Source organism: Mucilaginibacter sp. P2_A4 (assembly GCF_056405015.1).
This window is the reverse complement of record NZ_JBFUCX010000008.1, coordinates 1-20832: the sequence shown is the minus strand read 5'-3', so window position 1 is coordinate 20832 and position 20832 is coordinate 1. Positions and strand designations below refer to the sequence as shown.

The 20832-nt window shown below is 41.4% G+C and carries 15 protein-coding genes; 11 read left to right on the top strand and 4 right to left on the bottom strand.

The window, feature by feature from the left end:
* Window positions 1-63 precede the first annotated feature (63 nt).
* The 6 genes from AC1DYB_RS15575 to AC1DYB_RS15550 all read left to right on the top strand — a co-directional run bounded on the left by AC1DYB_RS15575 (window position 64) and on the right by AC1DYB_RS15550 (window position 12045).
* Window positions 64-3681 carry a VCBS repeat-containing protein gene (locus AC1DYB_RS15575; RefSeq protein ID WP_477436265.1) on the top strand — a complete coding sequence of 1206 codons (3618 nt, stop codon included), beginning with the start codon at window positions 64-66 and terminating at the stop codon, window positions 3679-3681.
* Between the two features lie 10 nt (window positions 3682-3691).
* Window positions 3692-5011, top strand: a complete 1320-nt coding sequence (locus AC1DYB_RS15570) for a vanadium-dependent haloperoxidase (RefSeq protein ID WP_477436263.1) — start codon at window positions 3692-3694, stop codon at window positions 5009-5011.
* A gap of 16 nt (window positions 5012-5027) precedes the next feature.
* Complete coding sequence (locus tag AC1DYB_RS15565; protein ID WP_477436261.1) at window positions 5028-6584, top strand: FG-GAP repeat domain-containing protein; 1557 nt, start codon at window positions 5028-5030, stop codon at window positions 6582-6584.
* A 91-nt stretch (window positions 6585-6675) separates the two neighbouring features.
* Entirely contained in the window at window positions 6676-8229 is a 1554-nt protein-coding gene (locus AC1DYB_RS15560; protein WP_477436259.1) for an FG-GAP repeat domain-containing protein, read from the top strand.
* 162 nt (window positions 8230-8391) lie between these two features.
* Window positions 8392-11187: a glycoside hydrolase family 2 protein gene (locus AC1DYB_RS15555; protein WP_477436257.1), complete on the top strand. Its 2796-nt coding sequence runs from the start codon at window positions 8392-8394 to the stop codon at window positions 11185-11187.
* 159 nt (window positions 11188-11346) lie between these two features.
* Window positions 11347-12045: a hypothetical protein gene (locus AC1DYB_RS15550; RefSeq protein ID WP_477436255.1), complete on the top strand. Its 699-nt coding sequence runs from the start codon at window positions 11347-11349 to the stop codon at window positions 12043-12045.
* A 60-nt stretch (window positions 12046-12105) separates the two neighbouring features.
* Here the strand turns inward: AC1DYB_RS15550 and AC1DYB_RS15545 are convergent, their stop codons facing one another.
* Window positions 12106-13164 carry an agmatine deiminase family protein gene (locus tag AC1DYB_RS15545; RefSeq protein ID WP_477436253.1) on the bottom strand — a complete coding sequence of 353 codons (1059 nt, stop codon included), beginning with the start codon at window positions 13162-13164 and terminating at the stop codon, window positions 12106-12108.
* A gap of 288 nt (window positions 13165-13452) precedes the next feature.
* Window positions 13453-14322 (bottom strand): carbon-nitrogen hydrolase, encoded by an 870-nt coding sequence (locus AC1DYB_RS15540; RefSeq protein WP_477396711.1) that lies wholly within the window; start codon window positions 14320-14322, stop codon window positions 13453-13455.
* A 171-nt stretch (window positions 14323-14493) separates the two neighbouring features.
* Here AC1DYB_RS15540 and AC1DYB_RS15535 point away from each other — a divergent pair, with 171 nt between their 5' ends.
* From AC1DYB_RS15535 to AC1DYB_RS15520, 4 genes are all read left to right on the top strand, one after another.
* Entirely contained in the window at window positions 14494-15438 is a 945-nt protein-coding gene (locus AC1DYB_RS15535) for a lysylphosphatidylglycerol synthase transmembrane domain-containing protein (RefSeq protein WP_477436251.1), read from the top strand.
* Window positions 15439-15555: 117 nt separating this feature from the next.
* Window positions 15556-17331, top strand: coding sequence for an aromatic amino acid hydroxylase (locus AC1DYB_RS15530; protein WP_477436249.1), 1776 nt, complete (start codon window positions 15556-15558; stop codon window positions 17329-17331).
* An 8-nt stretch (window positions 17332-17339) separates the two neighbouring features.
* Window positions 17340-18044 (top strand): SDR family NAD(P)-dependent oxidoreductase, encoded by a 705-nt coding sequence (locus tag AC1DYB_RS15525; RefSeq protein ID WP_477436247.1) that lies wholly within the window; start codon window positions 17340-17342, stop codon window positions 18042-18044.
* 64 nt (window positions 18045-18108) lie between these two features.
* Window positions 18109-19548: a PAS domain S-box protein gene (locus AC1DYB_RS15520; RefSeq protein ID WP_477436245.1), complete on the top strand. Its 1440-nt coding sequence runs from the start codon at window positions 18109-18111 to the stop codon at window positions 19546-19548.
* Window positions 19549-19777: 229 nt separating this feature from the next.
* On the opposite strand, the gene AC1DYB_RS15515 is transcribed toward AC1DYB_RS15520, so the two are convergent.
* Window positions 19778-20116: a single-stranded DNA-binding protein gene (locus AC1DYB_RS15515; protein ID WP_477393747.1), complete on the bottom strand. Its 339-nt coding sequence runs from the start codon at window positions 20114-20116 to the stop codon at window positions 19778-19780.
* A 150-nt stretch (window positions 20117-20266) separates the two neighbouring features.
* Here AC1DYB_RS15515 and AC1DYB_RS15510 point away from each other — a divergent pair, with 150 nt between their 5' ends.
* Window positions 20267-20626 (top strand): hypothetical protein, encoded by a 360-nt coding sequence (locus tag AC1DYB_RS15510; protein ID WP_477436243.1) that lies wholly within the window; start codon window positions 20267-20269, stop codon window positions 20624-20626.
* Here the strand turns inward: AC1DYB_RS15510 and AC1DYB_RS15505 are convergent.
* Window positions 20607-20832 (bottom strand): hypothetical protein (locus AC1DYB_RS15505; protein WP_477436241.1); only part of this gene is annotated, 226 nt, incomplete at its 5' end. The genes AC1DYB_RS15510 and AC1DYB_RS15505 overlap by 20 nt on opposite strands.

The following is a 20832-nucleotide window of genomic DNA, read 5'->3' as shown; positions in this document are numbered from 1 at the left end:
ATTATTCTAATTTAGGTGGAGATAATTATCTCCACCTTTTTTTATAGCCTACGTTTAAAATTCATGAAGAATATACCCCTGTTAAGCTGCCTGTTTATTTGCTTGTTAACGGCCTGCAAAAAGCCCACTTTGTTCAAACTCATTCCGTCATCACAATCGGGCATTACTTTTAGCAATACGATAGTTGAGGATGATAAAATAAACCCCCTTACCAAACTTAACTTGTATAACGGCGGTGGCGTAGGCATTGGCGATTTTAACAATGATGGCTTGCAGGATATTTATTTTGTGGGTAACACCGTATCAAACAAATTATACCTGAATAAAGGCGATATGAAGTTTGAGGATATAACGGCAAAAGCAGGCGTAGGTGGCAAAGGCGGCTGGGGCAGAGGAGTAGCTGTTGTTGATATCAACAACGATGGCCTGGCCGATATTTATGTATGCTATACATTATTGGATGATTCTGTTAAAAGAACCAACCTGTTATATGTGAACCAGGGAGTAGGGAAGGATGGGATACCTGTATTTAAAGAAATGGCTAAGGAGTATGGTTTAAATATCAATGTACACTCAACCATGGCATCGTTTTTTGATTATGATAACGACGGCGACCTTGATATGTACCTTACCGTTAATGAAGCTATAGCCAGTGATAATCAAAGCACATTTAGGCCAACAATAAAAGATGGCAGTCATAAAAGTACTGGCAGGCTTTACCGTAATGATTGGAATGCAGCTTTAAAACATGCTGTATTTACCAATGTATCAAAACAAGCAGGCATAACTATTGAAGGTTATGGTCACGCATCCAGTATTGTTGATATTAACAAAGATGGCTGGAAAGATATTTATGTAACCAATGATTTTTTACCCGATAACTTACTGTACGTTAACAATGGCGACGGTACTTTTACCGAAAGATCAAAAGAATATTTTAAACATACTGCCTTTAGCGCGATGGGGCAGGATTTTGAAGATGTGAATAATGATGGACTGGTTGACGCGTTTGAAGTTGATATGAACCCCGAGGATAACTTCCGTAAAAAGATGTTTATGCCAGCCAATAATTACCAGATATTTCAAAACTTTGATTATTACGGTTACCAATACCAGTACACCCGTAATACTTTACAAATTAATAAAGGCCCGCGTCTTGGCCAAAATGACTCTATTGGCGCGCCCATTTTTAGTGAAACTGCTTTTTTAAGCGGGGTTGGCCAAACAGACTGGAGCTGGGGACCGATGCTTACCGATTTTGACAATGATGGTTTACGCGATTTAATTATCACCAATGGTTATCCGCGCGATGTTACCGATCATGACTTTATTACTTTCAGGAACCAGGCTTTTGCAATTGCTTCAAGCAAACAGATACTGGATCAGATCCCGATTGTAAAAATACCCAATTATGCATTTAAAAATACCGACGGGCTACAGTTTACTGATGTAACCAAAAGCTGGGGGCTTAGTGCACCATCATTCTCAAACGGAGCGGCCTATGCTGATCTGGACAATGATGGAGCTATGGATATGATCATCAATAATATTGATGACGAGGCCTTCATCTACAAAAACACAGCCCGCGAACAAGATAAAACTGAAAGCAACTATTTACACATACAATTTCATGGCAGCCCGCAAAATCTGGGCGGCATTGGCGCCTTTGCCAATATCTATTATGATCATGGTAAGCAACAGGTGTATGAGAATACGCCATACCGCGGTTATTTATCAACCATCCAAAATATAGCGCATTTTGGTTTGGGTAAAACGAGCCAGCTTGATTCTGTTGTGATACGGTGGGATAACGGCAAAAAACAGGTTTTGAAAAACGTAAAAACCAATCAAACCATTAAGGTAAATATGGCCGATGCCAAAGAGCCCTATACGTTTAAACAACCAGCGTTAAATACCAATTCACTCTTCCGTGAGGTAACAAAATCGGCAGGAATAACCTACAAACACCAGGAAAAAGATTATATTGATTTTAACGTACAAAAACTAATCCCTCATAAATTATCGCAATACACTCCTGCCGTAGCCGTTGGCGACGTTGATGGTAACGGATTTGATGATATGGTAATTGGGGGCACAACACATTATCCGGCACAATTACTTTTGCAGCAGGCCAATGGCAAATTTATTCAGCGTGATCTTTTACCTCAGCCAAAAAAGACTGCCCCGGTTAATAACGCAATGGATATGGGCATGTATGTTGTGCCAAAAGCGGGAGTAAAGGATGAAGGTTTATTATTATTTGATGCCAACGGAGACGGTCATCCCGATCTTTACATTGCAAGCGGCGGTTTTGAGAGCGAACATGGTTCGGTTAATTACCAGGATAGGTTTTACCTCAATGATGGTAAAGGCAACTTTACGCTGCAACCAGATGCCCTGCCTAAAAACCTTACCAGTAAACTATGCGTAAAGGCGGCTGATTTTAATCACGATGGCAAACTCGATTTGTTTGTATCCGGCCGTGTTGATCCATGGAACTATCCTAAACCGGTATCAAGCTTTATATTGCGTAACGACAGTAAGAATGGCGTTGTTCGGTTTACTGATGTATCTGCTGCCATGGCCCCGGCATTGAAAGATATTGGCCTGGTATGTGATGCCACCTTTACCGATTTTAATAACGATGGCTGGCCCGACCTGGTACTTACCGGGGAATGGATGCCAATAACCTTCCTTAAAAACGATAAGGGCGTATTTAAAAATATAACAGCCGGTACAGGGGTACAGGATAAATTAGGCTGGTGGAACACCATTGCAGCCGGAGATTTTGATCATGACGGCGACATCGATTATATTGTTGGTAATACCGGACTTAACACATTCTACAAGGCATCAGATCAGCATCCTATTTATATTACAGCCAAGGATTTTGATAACAACGGTAGTTACGATGCCTTTCCATCTGTTTTTCTGAAAGATCAGCAAGGTGAGATGCAGGAGTTTCCGGCCTTTGGGCGCGATGATATTGTTAAGCAAATGATTAGCATGCGTATAAGATTTCAGAACTACAGATCGTTTGCTGTAGCTACGATGGATACCGTAATTACCCCAAAAATGCGCGAAGGTGCCATCAGGTTAAAAGCCAATTATCTGCAATCATGCTATTTGCGCAATGATGGCGGTGGTAAGTTTACGGTTTTACCATTACCAATGGAGGCCCAGATGTCGGCACTTTGCGGTATAACAGTTGATGATTTTGATGGTGATGGCAATCTTGATGTGGCCTTGAGCGGAAATGATTATGGTACCGAAGTTGCAACCGGCCGTTATGATGCGTTTAACGGGTTAATACTCAAAGGTGACGGGAAAGGCAATTTTAAACCGCTTAGTATTTTACAAAGTGGCCTGTATATCCCCGGCGATGGTAAGGCCCTGGTTAAGTTAAGGGGTGCTAAAGGTAATTATCTGTTAGCGGCTACCCAAAACCGGGATATGATGAAGCTATTTGAACTTAAACGTCCTGTTAAAACGGTTAGTTTACAGCCTTTGGATGCTTATGCCACTATAAAATACAAAAACGGTAAAATTACCAGGGAGGAGTTTTATAATGGTAGTTCTTTCTTGTCGCAATCCGGCAGATTTTTTAATATTGAAGACAATATGGCATCAGTAACCATAACTGATGGCTATGGCCACCAACGAACCGTACAGCTTAATTAATTACTTGTATATGAGATGTTTTAAAATATTTGTAGCCGTTGCCTGTTTATTCCTGGTATATAGCTGTACACAAAAAAAGAAGACTGCTTTACTGAAAGATGCCGATGTACTGCATAACAATGTTGATCAGTTAACCCAGGTGATCATATATGACGTATTTTCTCCCCCGGTAGCAAGTCGTATTTATGGTTATACTACCCTGGCAGCTTACGAAACCGCACGCTACGCCAACCCGGATTATAACTCAATAGCAGCGCAATTAAAGGGCTTTGGTAAACCACCCGAGCCCAAAAAAGATGTAAAGTACAATTTTACGCTTGCAGCCACCAAAGCTTTTTTTACAGTAGCCCACAAGATCACCTTTTCTGTTGATACACTGCAGAAATATGAAGATAAGGTGTACGCTATGTACAAAGATAATCTTGATGATTCTACCTACGCGCGTTCTATAGCGTTTGGTACCCAAATGGGCAAATTCATATTAAAACGCAGTGCGGTTGATAACTATCCTCAAACCCGTGGCAAACCTCGTTTTTTAGGTAATGAAGAGCCGGGTCAATGGCGTCCTACTGCACCAGACTATCTTGATGGTGTTGAGTTTTGCTGGGGTACTATGCATACGTTCGCGGTTGATACCTCAACACAGTTTAAGTTACCGCCGCCACCTCCTTTTAGCGAGGATAAAAACAGTGTTTTCTTTAAGCAAAATATGGAGGTTTACCAGTTGAGTAAAAATATTACTGAAGAGCAAAAAACAATAGCCCGCTTTTGGGATGATAACCCTTTTGTAATTCAGCATAACGGGCATATGATGTTTGCCAATAAAAAAATTACTCCCGGCGGCCACTGGATTGGTATAGCAGCTATTGCCTGTAAGCAAACACATGCCGATGTAGTAAAAACAGCCCAGGTTTACGCGCTTACATCAATAGCCTTGTTTGATGCCTTTATTTGTGGCTGGCAGGTTAAATATGAAACTAACTATATAAGGCCTGTAACCGTTATCAACGAAAAAATTGACCACAATTGGTTGCCCATGTTACAAACCCCTCCGTTTCCGGAGTATCCAAGTGGCCATAGTGATATCAGCGCGGCCTCGGCGGTAATACTTACCCACCTGTTTGGTGATAATTTTGCCTACCAGGATACCAGCGATTTAAAGTATATAGGGATGCAGCGCCATTTCGATTCGTTTTTAAAAGCTTCTGACGAGACCTCTATAAGTCGTTTTTATGGTGGTATACATTATCTTAATAGTGTAAACCAGGGCGCCGCACAAGGCAGGCAGGTTGGCGAATACATTTGGCAAAAACTAAAACTAAAAAAATAACTGTATATAGGTTTTTATGAATTTTAAAAAGAGTTACCTGGTTACTACTTACCTGCTTTTATTTACTGTTTTAATATCATTTGTTACGTTAATGTATGGTTGTAAACCCAAACCACAGCCATATAAACTAACCGGGAATGTTAAGGTGGATGGGGAAAACCTGGTGCAGTTAAAATGTACCAGGTGTCATGCCTTAACACCTGTAGATGCCCTACCCAAAAATGTTTGGTTAAACCATGTACTGGTTGGTATGGCACCCATGCTCAATATATCTACTTATGGCAGCTCTTTCTTCAAAAGCAATTCTAAAGATACAACGGGTGCCAGCATTGTGGAATGGTTAGCCATAGTTGATTACTACAGGAAAATGGCGCCTGATACCTTATTACCGGCCAAAAAGCCTGTTCCGTTAACGGAGGATTGGGCTGGTTTTACATTAAAAAAGCCGGCGCCATTAAAAGCTACCAGCTTTACAACTACCATTGCATTTAACAGTGCAACCAAAAAGTTATACAGCGCCGATGCGGTAAATGAAAAATTATATACCTGGGATGCCAATTTGAAGGCCGACACGATAGCGTCTTTACCTTCTGCAGGTGTCGATATTAGTTTTGATAAAGATGAGGCCGGAAATAATATCGGCTTTATCTCGGCCGTTGGCAGGATGGCGCCTATTGATTTCCCTAACGGAAAGGTAGTAAAACTTAACCTGGATGCTAAAGACGCGAACGGCGGCCAAACCTACATTGCATCCGATTTACCACGCCCCGTACAAACTCTAACGGGCGATTTTAATAAAGATGGGCTTAATGATGTGGTGGTATGCGGACAGGGTAATAAAAAAGGTGGTGTTTATTTATTAAAACAAAACAAGGATAAAACCTATACGCAACAAACTATTCTGGATAAGGAAGGGGCGGTACAGGCTGTAAAAGGTGATTTTAATAAAGATGGCTGGCCCGATGTAATGGTATTAACCGGTACCGGTGATGAAGGGCTATGGCTTTTAACCAATGATCAAAAAGGTGGTTTTACAACAAGAAAGCTGTTAACCTTCCCGCCAACAAACAGTTCAACCAGTTTCCAGTTAGCAGATATGGATCATGACGGTAATCCCGACCTGGTTTATACTTGTGGTTATAACTATCATGATTCGCGTATTTTAAAACCTTATCATGGTTTGTATATTTTTACCAATACAGGCAACTGGAATTTTAAACAAAAATGGTTTTATCCAATAAATGGCTGTACAAAAGCCATAGCTGCCGATTTTGATGGCGATGGCGACCTGGATATCGCTACCATTGCTTTTTTTGCAGATATGCAAAATACACCTGCCGAGGAATTCATTTATTTTGAACAAACAAAATCATTTGATTTTAAACCCCATGCAGTACCGGTAAGTAAATATGGCCGCTGGATGTGTATGGATGTAGCCGATTTGAATAACGATGGCAAGCTTGATATTGTGTTGGGTAATTATGCTAATGGCTTTATGTTCATTCACGGTTTGCAACCGCAATGGGATCGTAACCTGCCCCTCATTGTACTGGAAAATCACATGAAAAAATAGGATTAATAGGTTAATGTTATTTTTAACTTATAATTCATCAAATTAAGGCTTTTTAAAATGATCGCTTTAGCAAAAGGTGATAAGTGCGTACATGATTAAAAAACAAAAGTGGTCTGCAAATAAGATCTGTTTAATTATCCTTTCGGTGTTTACTATCCTGGTGGCTTTCAATAGTTGTGAGGGGGATGGTTTATCCTCAAGTGATGAAAAATATCTTGCCGAAGGTAAAAAGCTTGCTCAAATACGTTGCTCAAGCTGTCACCAGGCACCAGATCCATCGCTTTTGGATAAAACCACATGGGATAAAAGCATCCTGCCGGCCATGGCGCCAAAATTTGGCTTAAGGCCCTTTATGGACGATTACCTGGTTTCTTCGGCCTCAACCATATCTGCCGCCGACTGGCATAAGATCATGGTTTATTATAAATATTCGGCGCCCGATAAGTTGATTATTCCTAAGCCTGAAGCCGTGAAGGACTGGGCTGTTTTTAGCCTCCAACGTCCGCAAAAAGTTGACACCGCTAATGGGCCGGCCAAAACCACTATGGTTACCTATAATGTAAACGATAAGCACCTTTATACCGGTGATGCCGGTGGTAACTTTTATAAATGGGATAAGGATCTTCAATCAACCCTTGTAAAGAAATTTAATTCGGCAGTAGTTGATGCCAATTTTTTTAAAACAGCTGCCGAACCAAACGGCGCTATCATAACCTGCGTGGGTATTTTGCCGCCAAATGATCGGTTGAAGGGTAAAATGATTAGCATCGGCCTTAACAGCAGATCAATAGATAAAGATTCCCTGTTAATTACCGATAGCCTGCCGCGCCCTGTAAAAAGCGCCTATGCCGATTTTAACAAAGATGGATTGATGGATTATGTTTCCTGTGGTTTTGGAAATAACCAGGGCGGATTGTACCTGGTGCAGCAACGGGCAAATCATACGTTTATAAGAAAACCTATCAGGGCGATGCCGGGCCCATCCCAGGTTTATATCAGCGATTATAATAACGATGGCTGGCCAGATATGGTGTGCCTGTTTGCCCAGGCCGACGAAGGTATCTGGTTGTTTTTGAATGACAAAAAAGGGGGCTTTACAAGTCAGAATCTTTTGCACTTTCCGCCAGTATATGGCTCAAGCAGTTTTGAAATGGTTGATTTTAATCACGATGGCAAGCTTGATATTTTGTATACCTGCGGCGATAACAACGATTACTCGCCGATATTTAAGCCTTATCATGGGGTTTACATTTTCACCAATACAGGTAACTGGAAATTTAAACAAACCTATTTTTACCATATCAACGGTTGTTCAAAAGCGATGGCCGCCGATTTTGACAAAGACGGCGACCTTGACCTTGCCGTGATCGCATTCTTCCCCAATTTTAAATACCTCCCAACCGAAGGGTTCACCTATCACGAGCAAACCAGTAGTGGCAAATTCAAGGTTCACGAGATTCCTGTAAATACAGAAGGCCGATGGTTGGCAATGGATGTAAATGATATCGATCAGGATGGCGATCTGGATATTGTTTTAGGTAATTTTTCTATTGGAGGCGAAGGGCTAATCAACCAAAAAGGCTACAAACCCAACTGGAATATGTACCAGCCTGTGATCGTATTGCAAAACACGCTTAAAAAGTAGACCTAAAATTGTATTTGGTATCATTTGTATAACAAAAGGATAAATTAGTACCATAGCATCATGCTGTTTGTTAAGTAGTTTTACCTCTGTTATTTATTGCCGGGAGATGTTTTTATGCCCATTTATTAAATGAGCGTCACATGCCCCTGTTAAAAAATCATTATGATGAAAAAAACTATTTATGCTGCCTTAGGTGTTTTAGTCGCGAGCGTTTTACCTTCCTTTTTGTTGGCTCAGTCTGCCCCCGTAAAACAGGTTAAGTTATCTAATTTCGATTTGCAGTCTTCGGCCCTGGTGAATGCTACCGGTACCGAATTGTCAAGTATAAAATATCATTCGCCCGTGTACTGGTTTCCGGTTAAAGTACCCTCAACTGTATTAACCGGTCTGGTTGCCAATAAAATCTATCCCGATCCTTACCAGGGATTAAACAATATGCTGATTCCTGATGCATCTGATCAGTTTAACAAGGAATATAACCTGGAGCAGTATAGCCATTTACCCAATGATCCTAATCCCTGGAAAAAACCTTACTGGTACCGCACAACTTTTAAAGTGGCAGCCGGTGATAAAGGGCGCCAGTTTCAGCTGATATTTAAAGGCATCAATTACCGCGCTGCAGTTTGGCTTAACGGTAAGCAAATTGCCGATAGTACCCAAATGGCAGGCATGTTTGCCGAGCATAACCTGGATGTAAGCAATGCTATTAATGCCGGTGGCGATAATGCATTGGCTGTAAAAATATACCCTTTGGATTATCCGGGCTATCCCGCAAAAGAACAGTTGAAAGCTTTAGGCCCGTTTTATGAAAATGGTGGCCCCACCGGAGATATAGGTAAAAACGTAACCATGCTCTGCTCTGCAGGCTGGGACTGGATCCCCCCGGTGCGCGATCGTAATATGGGCATCTGGCAACCAGTTTTTTTGCGCACAACCGGGGCGGTAACCATTGGAAGGCCGAAACTGGTAACCAGCCTGCCAAACCTGCCTGATACCAGTATAGCTAAGCTATCGCTGAATTTAACACTATCAAATAATACCAACGCGGCTAATAATGGCAAGCTTACCATCAGCATAAAGCCTGAAAATTTTGCTGGGCTGCCAGTCCAGTTTACGCAAGCGATTTCCGTTGCTGCCAACTCAGGCAAGATGGTGGAGTTAAATGCCGATAAGATAAGCCAGCTTGTTATTCGTCAGCCAAAATTATGGTGGCCAAATGGTTATGGCAAAGCAAATCTGTATCGTATCCGCCTGCAATATGCCGATGTAAAGGGAATAAGTGATGATACCACCTTTGTTTTTGGGGTGCGTGAAGTATCATCCAAAGCAAGTATGGTGAACGGTTTTGTGCGTCGCCAATTTTACGTGAATGGTAAGTTGGTGCATTTGGTAGGCGGCGCATGGGTACCCGATATGATGGTGAACCGTGATTCGGCCCGTTATGATTATGAGATGCACCTGTGCCGCAATGCTAATGTAAACCTGGTGCGCATTTGGGGTGGAGGTGTTACGCCTCCTGACGCGTTCTGGAATGCGGCTGATAAATACGGACAGATGGTATGGTCGGATTTTTGGATCACCGGCGATACCCAGGGTGAGTTTAAAGGCTCGCCCGATTGGCCATTGGAAGGAAGCGTATTTGTAAAAAATGTAGAGAGCACCATTTACCGGATCCGTAACCACCCAAGTTTACTGGTATGGACGGGCGGCAACGAAGGCCATGCCCGTAAAGAACTATATGATAAAATGCGCAATGATATCATCGAACTGGATGGTACAAGGCCGTTTATCCCAAGTTCATCCGGCTTTGCCAAATTGCCCGAAGGATGGAAAGGTTCATGGCCGGATGATATGCCATCAGGCGTTTATAGTGGTGGTCCGTATGCCTGGAAAGATCCTAAGGATTATTATAAACTGGCAGATGCCGGCAAAGACTGGGTATTTAAGGATGAAACAGGTTTGCCATCGCAGCCGCCTTATACCACACTACCTAAAATTATCCCCAACCTTACCTGGGATAAAAACCTGCCGTTTCCGTTAAATAACAGCTGGGGGTATCATGATGCAGCAACGGGAGCAGGGCAATATGATAAATACTATGATGAAATGGCCAAAAGGTACGGTGCACCGAGTGATATTGTCAATTTTTCTGACAAGATGCAGTTCATGAACTATATAGGCTACCAGGGTATTTTTGAAGCCGACGGGCATAAACTGAACGAAACCGGTGGCGTAATGCTCTGGAAACTGAATGCAGCCCTGCCAAGTGTAATTTGGCAGATATACGATTGGTACCTGGAACCCAACGCCGGATACTACTCCATGCAAAATGCCTGTGAGCCTGTACATATTCAGTATAACTATGATAACTCCAGTGTGGCTATCATTAACCGTACCCATCATGCAACAGGCAGCCTTGTTGCTACCGCCGATATTTTCGATATCAACAGCAAGCTCATCAAATCATCAAAAGTAGAGCATGTTGGTTTGGCTTTAAATGGAGTACAGGAAGTTATCCAACTAAAAGATATACTGGCAGGTACACAAGGCGTAAGCTTTGTAGTGCTTAACCTGAAAACGGCTACAGGCAAAGCGGTATCACACAATGTTTACTGGCTATCGGCCAATGATGATTTTAAATCATTGAATGGCATGAAACATGCGCAGGTAAGCGCCAAGGTTTTAAAAGCTGAGAAAGGTGTAAGCGAAAGCAAATGGACGGTTCAGTTTACAAATAATTCAAATCAGATAGCATTCTTCGTTCGCCCGCAATTGATGAAAAATGGCGAAGAGGTAATGCCGAGCTACTGGACAGGCAACTACTTTACCCTTGCTCCGCACGAAAGTACAATTGTATCGGTAAGCGCCCCGGTAGCAAAATTAGGCAGCGTTACGCCAACCATATTAGTAGAAGGCTGGAATTTGGATAAGCAAACCGTGATTCTCCCTTTAAAATGATAGCGGACATTAACAACCAAGAACGCCCGGTTTCAAAAAAGCCGGGCGTTTTTGGTTGTTGTTTATTCGGGTTCTTTCGCAAAGGAACCTGAGTGATTTGCATTGTTTTACATCTATTAATAACTTACATTAAGGCACTTTAATTAGCATGTGCTCATCATGAAAAAAAGATATATTCTTCTAATCATTTGTTCTGTACTCTTTATTTTATTTATTATTATCATGATGTTTACTGCGACACAGGGTGTTGAAGATGCTAAAATAATGCAGGCCGATTCGTTGACATCAAGTAATATAATTCCAGCTGATTATATTGGTTTATTTAAAAAGAAAAATGCTATAATTTCTCTCCAAACTACAAATAGTAAAGCTAGAAACGCTATTGTAGATTTATATTATGAAAATAAGTATTGTGTTGAAATTTATAAGATTGATAGTAATGTAAGTAAATCACTCAAAGATATTATTGATGAGAATTATCAAGATACTCATGTTACTCTTGGAGCCGGATATCATTCATTTAATGATGCGAAACCTTTTGATATTGAGTATAAAACAAGTTTTCCAGATAAGGTGAACAACAAAATTTTTTTCAATTTTTTTGGGAATGATACCAGGGTAATTGAAAAAGAAGATTCGATAGCCAGTTACTATTCAAACTTTAAAAACCTATCTGTTCAATTTGATAAAAGCAGAGCCCAAGATATTTTTGCGCAGCCGAAGACTGATAATTCTTTTATGCCTGTAAATATTTCTTTCTTGAAAAAACAAAATGATTTGTTCTTTATCATACTGACAGCAAAGGATAAAAAAAATCAAATCAGCCCAAATACATTAAGTGAAATTCTTTCCAAATAATAAATTGAATTTTATGCACACCAAGTCAATAGTTGAATAGGTCTCACACATCTGAAATCATCAAATCTCCGGTTCCTGCTGGCTCAGGCAATGAAAGCTGCCTAATCCCCAGATAATATCTGTTGAATCAATACCCACCACTTCGCGGTCAGGGAAACATTGCTGGATAATTTGCAACGCCTTATCATCATTAACAGAACGATACGTAGGCACTACTACTGCCGAGTTGGCTATGTAAAAATTAGCGTATGATGCAGGCAGACGGGTATCGTCATGAATTACTTCTTCGGGCATAGGTAATTCCACAACGTTAAGTTGTTTACCGTTGAGTAGACGCATGGTTTTTAATGCCTCCAGGTTTTCCTGTAGCAAGTGATAGTTGTCGTCGTTTTTATTTTCTTCAACTACGGTAACCACGGTGTCTTCATTTACAAAGCGGGTGATATCGTCAATATGTCCATCCGTATCATCGCCCACAATGCCATCGCCCAACCATAAAATTTGCTCGGCGCCGTAATAATTACGAAGATAGCCTTCAATTTGCTGTTGATTTAACTGCGGGTTGCGGTTTTTATTGAGCAGGCATGCAGTGGTGGTTAAAATGGTGCCCTTGCCATTAAAATCAACAGAGCCACCTTCCATTACAATGCCCGGATTAAATACAGGCAACCCAAAATGCTTGCCAATTTTTGTAGGGATCACATCGTCCAGATCAAAAGGGGGATATTTGCCACCCCAGGCATTATAACCCCAATCAACAATAGCTTTCTGTTTAGTTTCAGGATTGATCAAAAAAGCTGGTCCGTGGTCACGGCACCAGGCATCGTTGGTAGCAAATTCAAATAGTTCAACCCGGCTCATGTCGACACCTGCGTTTTGCAGTTGAAAAGCAACAGATGCCTTCATGTTTTCATCAACCACATTAATGCGAACCAATTCGCCTTTGGTTAATACCTTGATGAATTCGATGTAGGAGGTGTAAATGGTATCTAATTTTCCCGGCCACGAAGCCTCTTTATGAGGCCATGAAAGCCATGTCGCTGTGTGTTTAGCCCACTCAGCTGGAAAGGAGAATCCCTGCGAAGCAGGAGTTTGTATAGTTGAAGTATTTTGGCTCATAATTGATAAAGCAAATATTTATATCCCACTCGTCATTGCGAGGTACGAAGCAATCCCCGACCTATAGAGCCGCTCTGTAAAGTTAGAGATTGCTTCGTGCCTACCTATGACGTTTTTTTGCAAAAAAAAAACTTTTTGTCATCCTGAACGGAGTGAAGGATCTGTTATCCGCCCTGTAAAGTCTGCGAATAGATCCTTCACTGCGTTCAGGATGACAAACCTTTTAAATCGTCATTTCCCCTTCAGTGCCCACTGGGTTTTAAAACTCGCAATGACGGTGGGAGGTGTTTAATCTTCGTCCAATAAACGTTTGGTTATAGGTTGATATGAATCAATTCTTCTATCCCTCAAAAACGGCCAATGACTTCTGTAATAATCAGATTTATCTAAATCCAGTTCCTGCACAACCACTTCTTCCTCATCATGTGAGGTTTGCTGAATAATTGCCCCAAATGGATTTGCAAAGAATGATCCTCCCCAAAATTTAACGCCTGCTTCTTCGCCAACACGATTAACACTTACTACGTGTATGCCATTGGCTACCGCGTGCGAGCGTTGAATGGTTTGCCACGCATTGTATTGCTCTACGTTAGTAGCTTCATCCTGCGTGGTTGCCCAGCCAATTGCTGTTGGGTAAAATAAAATATCGGCACCCATTAATGCGGTAATGCGTGCAGCTTCGGGGTACCATTGGTCCCAGCAAATAAGTACGCCTAATTTGCCGTATTTAGTTTTAAATACTTTGTAACCCAAGTCGCCGGGGGTGAAATAAAATTTTTCGTAAAAGCCGGGATCATCAGGAATGTGCATTTTACGGTATTTGCCTAAGTAACTGCCATCGGCATCTAAAACGGCGGTTGTGTTATGATAAAGACCTTGCGCACGTTTCTCAAACAGCGAAGCAATGATTACTACGTTAAGCTCGGCAGCAACTTTTGATAACTCATCTGTTGATGGGCCCGGGATAGCTTCGGCAAGTTTAAAGTTGTCATAATCCTCAACGTCACAAAAATAAAGGGAGGTAAAAAGTTCCTGTAAACAAACTATCTGTGCGCCTTTGGCCGCTGCTTCCCTTACTTTAACAATGGCTTTTTGCATGTTCTGCTGCTTATCTGCAGTACAGCTCATTTGCACTATGCCAACCTTTACTTTATTCATATCGATAAAAATTTGCGCAAAAATACTTCTTTTTAAAGATTAGTGATTAGTTGATTAAAGATTAGTTAGAATTTTGACCATTAGATTAGAGATTAATAATTTGTGAACAAACAGTGAATTTATTAGTTGATAAAATTTAACTAATTACTAATTAACTATCTTTGCGCCCGAATGACAGAAATAGAAGATATAGTTGACGAAGGCACCGAGCATAAAACCTGGAAAGGTAAGCTTTGGAATGTAGTTAAGGTTATTTTAATAATAGTGGTTACCGGCGGCCTGCTTTATTGGGTTTTTAGCAAGGTTCCTTTTGCTAAAATAAAATTCCGCCTTGCGCATGCTAACCGTGCCTGGTTAACTGCTGCTATTCTTTGCTACATTGGCTCAATGCTGTTTTCGTCATGGCGTTTACTCAGTTTCTTTAAATCTATTGGCCTTAAGCTGGATTGGCGTTTCAACCTGCGCTTATATTTTTTAGGCCTGTGCTACAACGTATTACTACCGGGCGGCATAGGCGGCGATGGTTATAAAATTTACTTACTGCACAAAACTTATAAACTACCTACCAAAAAAGTTTTTTGGGCTATTTTGTTTGATAGGCTAAGCGGATTTTGGGCTATTGGCGCTATTGTGGTTGGCCTTATTATTTTAATCCCGAGTTTTCCGTATCATTTGGCTATTCCGCTGAGTATCGTGTCGGTGGGTTCAGTAATTTATTATTTTGTTGCACGAAGATTTTTCAAGGATTATACCCATAATTTTTTCTCAGGCCATTTAAAGGCTATTGGTGTACAAAGTATGCAATTGCTTACTATCGTATGCCTGCTGCTTGCACAGGATTTTAACGGCAAGTTTGCGCCTTACCTGTTATCGTTTCTCTTCTCTTCATTAGCAGCAATTATCCCCTTTAGTTTAGGCGGCGGCGGTATTAGGGATGCACTTTTTTTAACCCTGGCACGTCAGTTTAACCTTACGGAAGATATGGCTGTTTATTTAAGCTTTGGCTTTTATCTCATCTCTATTTTTGTTGCCTTAATTGGTATTTACTATGTGATACGCCCAAGCAGGCTTGAGAAAGGGTTGCAAAAACCATCGGAATTAACTTCGGAAAATTAGTTGTTAGTCGGAATAATATTCCAATTTAAAACTCATATTAGAATCATATTCTGAATTTTGCAAGTGCGGCAACCATTTACTTAAATTGGCGTTCTATATATAAACCAATTTATTTTAATGAGCCATTTTAATGATTTTAATAATCCGCAGGTAGCGGCATTGCCCGGTCATTTAAAACAATTTATAGTAGATCAGCACTACGAACATTACACGCCCATTGATCATGCGGTTTGGCGTTATGTAATGCGGCAAAACTATAGTTACTTAAAGGATGTTGCTTATTATCCGTACATCCCCGGTTTAACCAAAGCCGGATTAACTATTGAACGGATTCCCAATTTACAGGAGATGAATGATGCCCTTGCCAAAATTGGCTGGGGAGCTGTTACTGTTGATGGTTTTATACCACCTGCCGCCTTTATGGAATACCAGGCTTACAGGGTGCTGGTAATAGCTGCAGACATTAGGCAGTTACGCCATATTGAATATACACCCGCGCCCGATATTATACACGAATCGGCAGGGCACGCGCCAATTATTGCTGATAAGGATTACCATGAATATTTGAGCTATTTTGGTTCGATAGGGGCGAAAGCGATGTTTTCGGCCCAGGATTTTGAACTTTATGAAGCCATTAGGGCCTTGTCAATTTTAAAAGAAATGCCAGATGCTGACCCTGAAGAGATCAGGAAAGCCGATGAGCTGGTAGCTTTCAGGCAGGAAAACATGGGCGAGCCATCAGAAATGGCATTGCTAAGCCGCCTGCATTGGTGGACGGTGGAATATGGCCTGATTGGTACATTGGAGAATCCAAAGATATATGGTGCAGGCCTGCTGTCATCTATTGGGGAAAGTGCCAGCTGTATGACGGCCGAAGTTAAGAAGCTTTGGTATACCATTGATGCCCTTAACTACAGCTATGATATTACTAAAACCCAACCCCAGTTATTTGTAACGCCAAACTTTCAAAACCTGATAGATGTGCTGGAGCAATTTGCCAATTCCATGTCGTTCCGCAGGGGAGGAGCTTACGGTTTGGGTAAGGCTTTTGAAAGTAAAAACACCTGTACGGTGGTTTATAGCTCAGGGTTGCAGGTTTCCGGTACGGTTACCGATTTTAGAGTTGGTAAAAATGAAGATCCTTATTTTTTAAAAACCAGCGGACCATCTGTTTTGTCAGTGAACAACAAGCAATTAAAAGGTCATGGTAAAAATTATCATCAGGATGGCTTCAGCTCGCCTGTTGGTAAACTTAAAAATATGCAGCCTTTAGAAAATATGGGGTTGGCGGAGCTGGAAAACATCGGTATTGCCATTAAGAAGGACGCGATACTTGATTTTGAAAGTGGTATCACGGTTAAAGGCAGGGTTAAAAATATCTTTGTATCTGAAGGGAAAACACAGATAATTACTTTTACGCATTGTAGCGTTACTGATGAAAAAGGCGTAATACTATTTGATCCGTCATGGGGCGTTTATGATATGGCTGTGGGCGAAAGCATCACATCGGTATTTTGCGGTGCAGCTGATAAAGAGGCATTTGAGGAATTTATTTACAAATCAAAAACTGCCACCCATCATGTAGAGCATGACTTTAAAAATATAGAATTGCACAAGTTATACCAGCAGGTGCGCTATTGCCGTCAAAAACAAGGTGAATATAATTTTTTAGGCAACGGTTGGCTTAAATTGCAAAAAGATCATCATGACGACTGGCTTTGTGCCCTGGAGATACTGGAGTTGCTGGAACATGAGGAGATTGAGCCGATACTGGTAGCTGAGATTCGTGGTTTTCTTAAGCAAAAGGTAAAAGACCAGCCCGAATTAAAAAAACTTATCACTGATGGTTTTTACCTTATTGAACATCCTGTTGAGCAAAAATTGGTATTTTAGTCGCTACTATGAACATCATTATAACAGGCGCCAGCAGCGGCGTAGGATTTGAAGCTGTAATTGAACTTATACTATCAGGAAACCATAAGGTAATTGCCCTTGCCCGCTCGCAGGATAAACTGGAGCGTTTGCTGGAGATAGCCCATGGCCTTAACCCCGATTGCCAGTTATATGCCCTCACTTTTGATATTGTGCACGATGATTACCTGGGTTTACAGCAATTTATCGAGGTTAATTTTGATAACAAGGTGGATATTTTAATCAATAACGCAGGGGTGCTTATTAATAAACCCTTTAGCCAGTTATTAGAAACCGATTTTGTAGAAATGCTGCAAAGTAATTTTATAGGTCATGTACGTATTATACAAGCGCTTTTATCATTAATTCCGGCAGGGGGGCATATACTAAATATTGGCAGTATGGGCGGCTACTCCGGTAGTGCCAAATTTCCGGGTTTGTCGGCTTATTCGGCCAGCAAATCAGCGCTGCACACATTAACGGAGTGCCTGGCGCAGGAGCTTGCAGATCAGGATATTAAGGTAAACTGCCTGGCATTAGGGTCGGCACAAACAGAAATGCTGGAGAAGGCTTTTCCTGGGTACCAGTCGCCGGTTTTGGCATTTGAAATGGGTAAGTATATTGCAGATTTCGCATTAACGGGTCATAAATTTTTTAATGGTAAGGTTTTGCCCGTTGCGGTAAGCACGCCATAAAATAATATTAAGTTATTACAAATATTTTATAACTTACGGGATATAAAAACCGTAAAAACCCCATATGGATATAAGATTCACATCCCTTTTTACTCATTCAAAAGATATTTTTTTTGTGATGGACGTGAATGGAGTGATTTTGCATACAAACCCTTCCTTTCAAAGCTTATTTGGCTATAGTGATGCCGAATTATCGGGTATTAATATTGCCGATATATGCCACCCGGCGGATAAAGAGCGAAAGGAGGAATCGCAAAACAGTTTGCTTTTACATAAGAAACTGCTGGGCTATCAAAGCAGGATAAAAGCAAAAAATGGCTGCTATTTTAGCGTTACCTGGTCTGTAATTTTAAATGATGATAATCTTATCTATTCTACGGGTACCCCGCAGATGGATGCGCCTGTTCTTGCAGGATTGACGGGTAACGATATTGTACAACATACCATTCAAAGCCTGAACGAGGGTTTTATTGTGCTTGATGCCGATTGGAATATCATGGTTTTTAACCCGGCTTTTCTGGCTTTGACCAATTTAAGCGCCGAAGAAATTAAACAATCGGGATTTACACATATAGAAAGCCTGGGTTTAACCCCAGAAGTATTAGCCGAATTTAAACGATCATTAAACGATAATGTATCATTACAGCTTCAGTATTTAAACGCTTACTCAAATTCATGGCTTCGCATCAACATGTACCCTTATCATAAACAGATAGCGGTTTTTATCAGGGATATTACTGAAATAAAAATCCAGGAATGGGTATTAGGATTGGAAAAAAGAGTGCTGGAGTTAAATATTACCACACAATATACGCTTGCGCAAACAACCAGCGAATTGCTTAAGGGTATTGAAGCGATATTCCCTGATATGCTCTGTTCTGTTTTGGAAGTAGATTACGCGCAGGAAAAGCTGCTTAACCTTGCCGCGCCACGGTTGCCACAATCATATTGCGATCAGATGGAAGGCCTTCAGATTGGCCCCAATGGAGGCTCGTGCGGTAGCTCGGTGTATCATCGCCAGCAAATTATTGTGAGTGATATTGAAAACGACCCCAGATGGGTTGATTATATTCAGATGGCAAAACCGTATGGCTTAAAAGCCTGCTGGTCTGCACCGGTTATGAATACAAAGGGTACAAAGGTTTTGGCTGTATTTGGTATTTATTACACTACCGTTCGTGAGCCCAATAATGACGAACTGCGACTGATTGAACGCACTGTTGACATCCTGCGCGTTTTAATTGAAAGTAAAAAAAATGAGACCTATATTAAAGAGCAAAACAACAGACTTCACGCTATTGCCAATATAAGTTCGCATGAATTAAGGCGCCCGGTGGCCACCATTTTGGGCCTGGTAAATTTGTTCGATAAGCACAATGAAATGAGTTCGCTTAACAACGAAATAATTGAATACCTGCATATATCCGCCAGGGAACTTGATGCCGTTATTCACGATATTGTTGAACAAACTATTAATGTAAACACCATCTGGGCAGAAGTTTGATAGTTAAGAAAGCGAAATGCCTTTTATTACTTTCAGCCAATCATTTCGTGATTTCCGAACCCAGTGAAATACCTACCTGCCAACATGCAATGCTTGCCGGTAGAGTAGTTCACTGCATTTCAGGATAACAAACAGTTCATTATTTTTCATCGGGAGGTGATACCGCAAGGCGATCATCCACAGAACCAACCCGCCATTGCGCTCCTTTTGGTTCCTGCCCTTTTGCTCTTCAGCCCTTCGCGCCAACTTTTAAAAATTCATTCACTACAATTTCTGATACGTAACGCTTTACCCCGTCCTTATCGGTGTAGTTGCGGTTGGCCAGCTTGCCTTCAATGGCTACCTCATCGCCTTTCTTTAAAAGATCTTCGGCAAGTTTGGCCTGGGCTCCCCACAAAACAAGATTATGCCATGTGGTATCGGTTATCTTTTCGCCTTTGTCATTTTTATAGCTCTCGTTGGTGGCTATAGATATCCGCGCCATTTTTTTGTTGCTGTCGAAAACTTTTACTTCCGGATCCATACCTAAGTTGCCTACAAGGCGTACACTGTTTCTTAATGAGTTCATCGTTTTGTTTTTTAATGTTTGATATATGTTTTGATAACGATACAAATGTGCGGCTACCCCGAAAATTTAGCCGGATAGTAACCGTTTATAGTCGATAGTTTCCGTTTGTAAGCGTTTGCAAACGGATAGGTAATTGTGTATCTTTATGCTATGAACCAGGAAAGAAACTGTTTGGATTGCGGCGAACCCCTGCACGGCCGGGCCGATAAAAAATTCTGTAATGACCTATGCCGCAACAACTATAACAACCAGCTTAACAGCAACAGTTATAACCTGGTGCGCAATATCAACAATATCCTGCGCCGCAACCGCCGCGTACTGGAGGAGCTAAACCCAACTGGCAAAACCAAAACCACCCGCAAAAAACTGGCAGCAAAAGGCTTCGACTTTGATCATATCACCAGTATCTACCAAACCAAAACCGGATCAACCTATATGTTTTGTTATGAATATGGTTATTTGCTGTTGGATGGGGATGAGGTGTTGCTGGTTAAACGGGAGGGGGAGTAGTTGCCAGTTGCCAGTTGCCAGTTGCCAGTTGCCAGTTGCCAGTTGCCAGTTGCCAGTTGCCAGTTGCCAGTTGCCAGTTGCCAGTTGCCAGTTGCCAGTTGCCAGTTGCCAGTTGCCAGTTGCCAGTTGCCAGTTGCCAGTTGCCAGTTGCCAGTTGCCAGTTGCCAGTTGCCAGTTGCCAGTTGCCAGTTGCCAGTTGCCAGTTG

Coding starts and splice junctions, on each gene's coding strand:
- AC1DYB_RS15530 (WP_477436249.1), top strand. CDS start 15,556: ATGAGCCATTTTAATGATTTTAATAATCCGCAGGTAGCGGCATTGCCC.
- AC1DYB_RS15520 (WP_477436245.1), top strand. CDS start 18,109: ATGGATATAAGATTCACATCCCTTTTTACTCATTCAAAAGATATTTTT.
- AC1DYB_RS15570 (WP_477436263.1), top strand. CDS start 3,692: ATGAGATGTTTTAAAATATTTGTAGCCGTTGCCTGTTTATTCCTGGTA.
- AC1DYB_RS15515 (WP_477393747.1), bottom strand. CDS start 20,116: ATGAACTCATTAAGAAACAGTGTACGCCTTGTAGGCAACTTAGGTATG.
- AC1DYB_RS15545 (WP_477436253.1), bottom strand. CDS start 13,164: ATGAGCCAAAATACTTCAACTATACAAACTCCTGCTTCGCAGGGATTC.
- AC1DYB_RS15565 (WP_477436261.1), top strand. CDS start 5,028: ATGAATTTTAAAAAGAGTTACCTGGTTACTACTTACCTGCTTTTATTT.
- AC1DYB_RS15550 (WP_477436255.1), top strand. CDS start 11,347: ATGAAAAAAAGATATATTCTTCTAATCATTTGTTCTGTACTCTTTATT.
- AC1DYB_RS15540 (WP_477396711.1), bottom strand. CDS start 14,322: ATGAATAAAGTAAAGGTTGGCATAGTGCAAATGAGCTGTACTGCAGAT.
- AC1DYB_RS15560 (WP_477436259.1), top strand. CDS start 6,676: ATGATTAAAAAACAAAAGTGGTCTGCAAATAAGATCTGTTTAATTATC.
- AC1DYB_RS15510 (WP_477436243.1), top strand. CDS start 20,267: ATGAACCAGGAAAGAAACTGTTTGGATTGCGGCGAACCCCTGCACGGC.
- AC1DYB_RS15535 (WP_477436251.1), top strand. CDS start 14,494: ATGACAGAAATAGAAGATATAGTTGACGAAGGCACCGAGCATAAAACC.
- AC1DYB_RS15555 (WP_477436257.1), top strand. CDS start 8,392: ATGATGAAAAAAACTATTTATGCTGCCTTAGGTGTTTTAGTCGCGAGC.
- AC1DYB_RS15525 (WP_477436247.1), top strand. CDS start 17,340: ATGAACATCATTATAACAGGCGCCAGCAGCGGCGTAGGATTTGAAGCT.
- AC1DYB_RS15575 (WP_477436265.1), top strand. CDS start 64: ATGAAGAATATACCCCTGTTAAGCTGCCTGTTTATTTGCTTGTTAACG.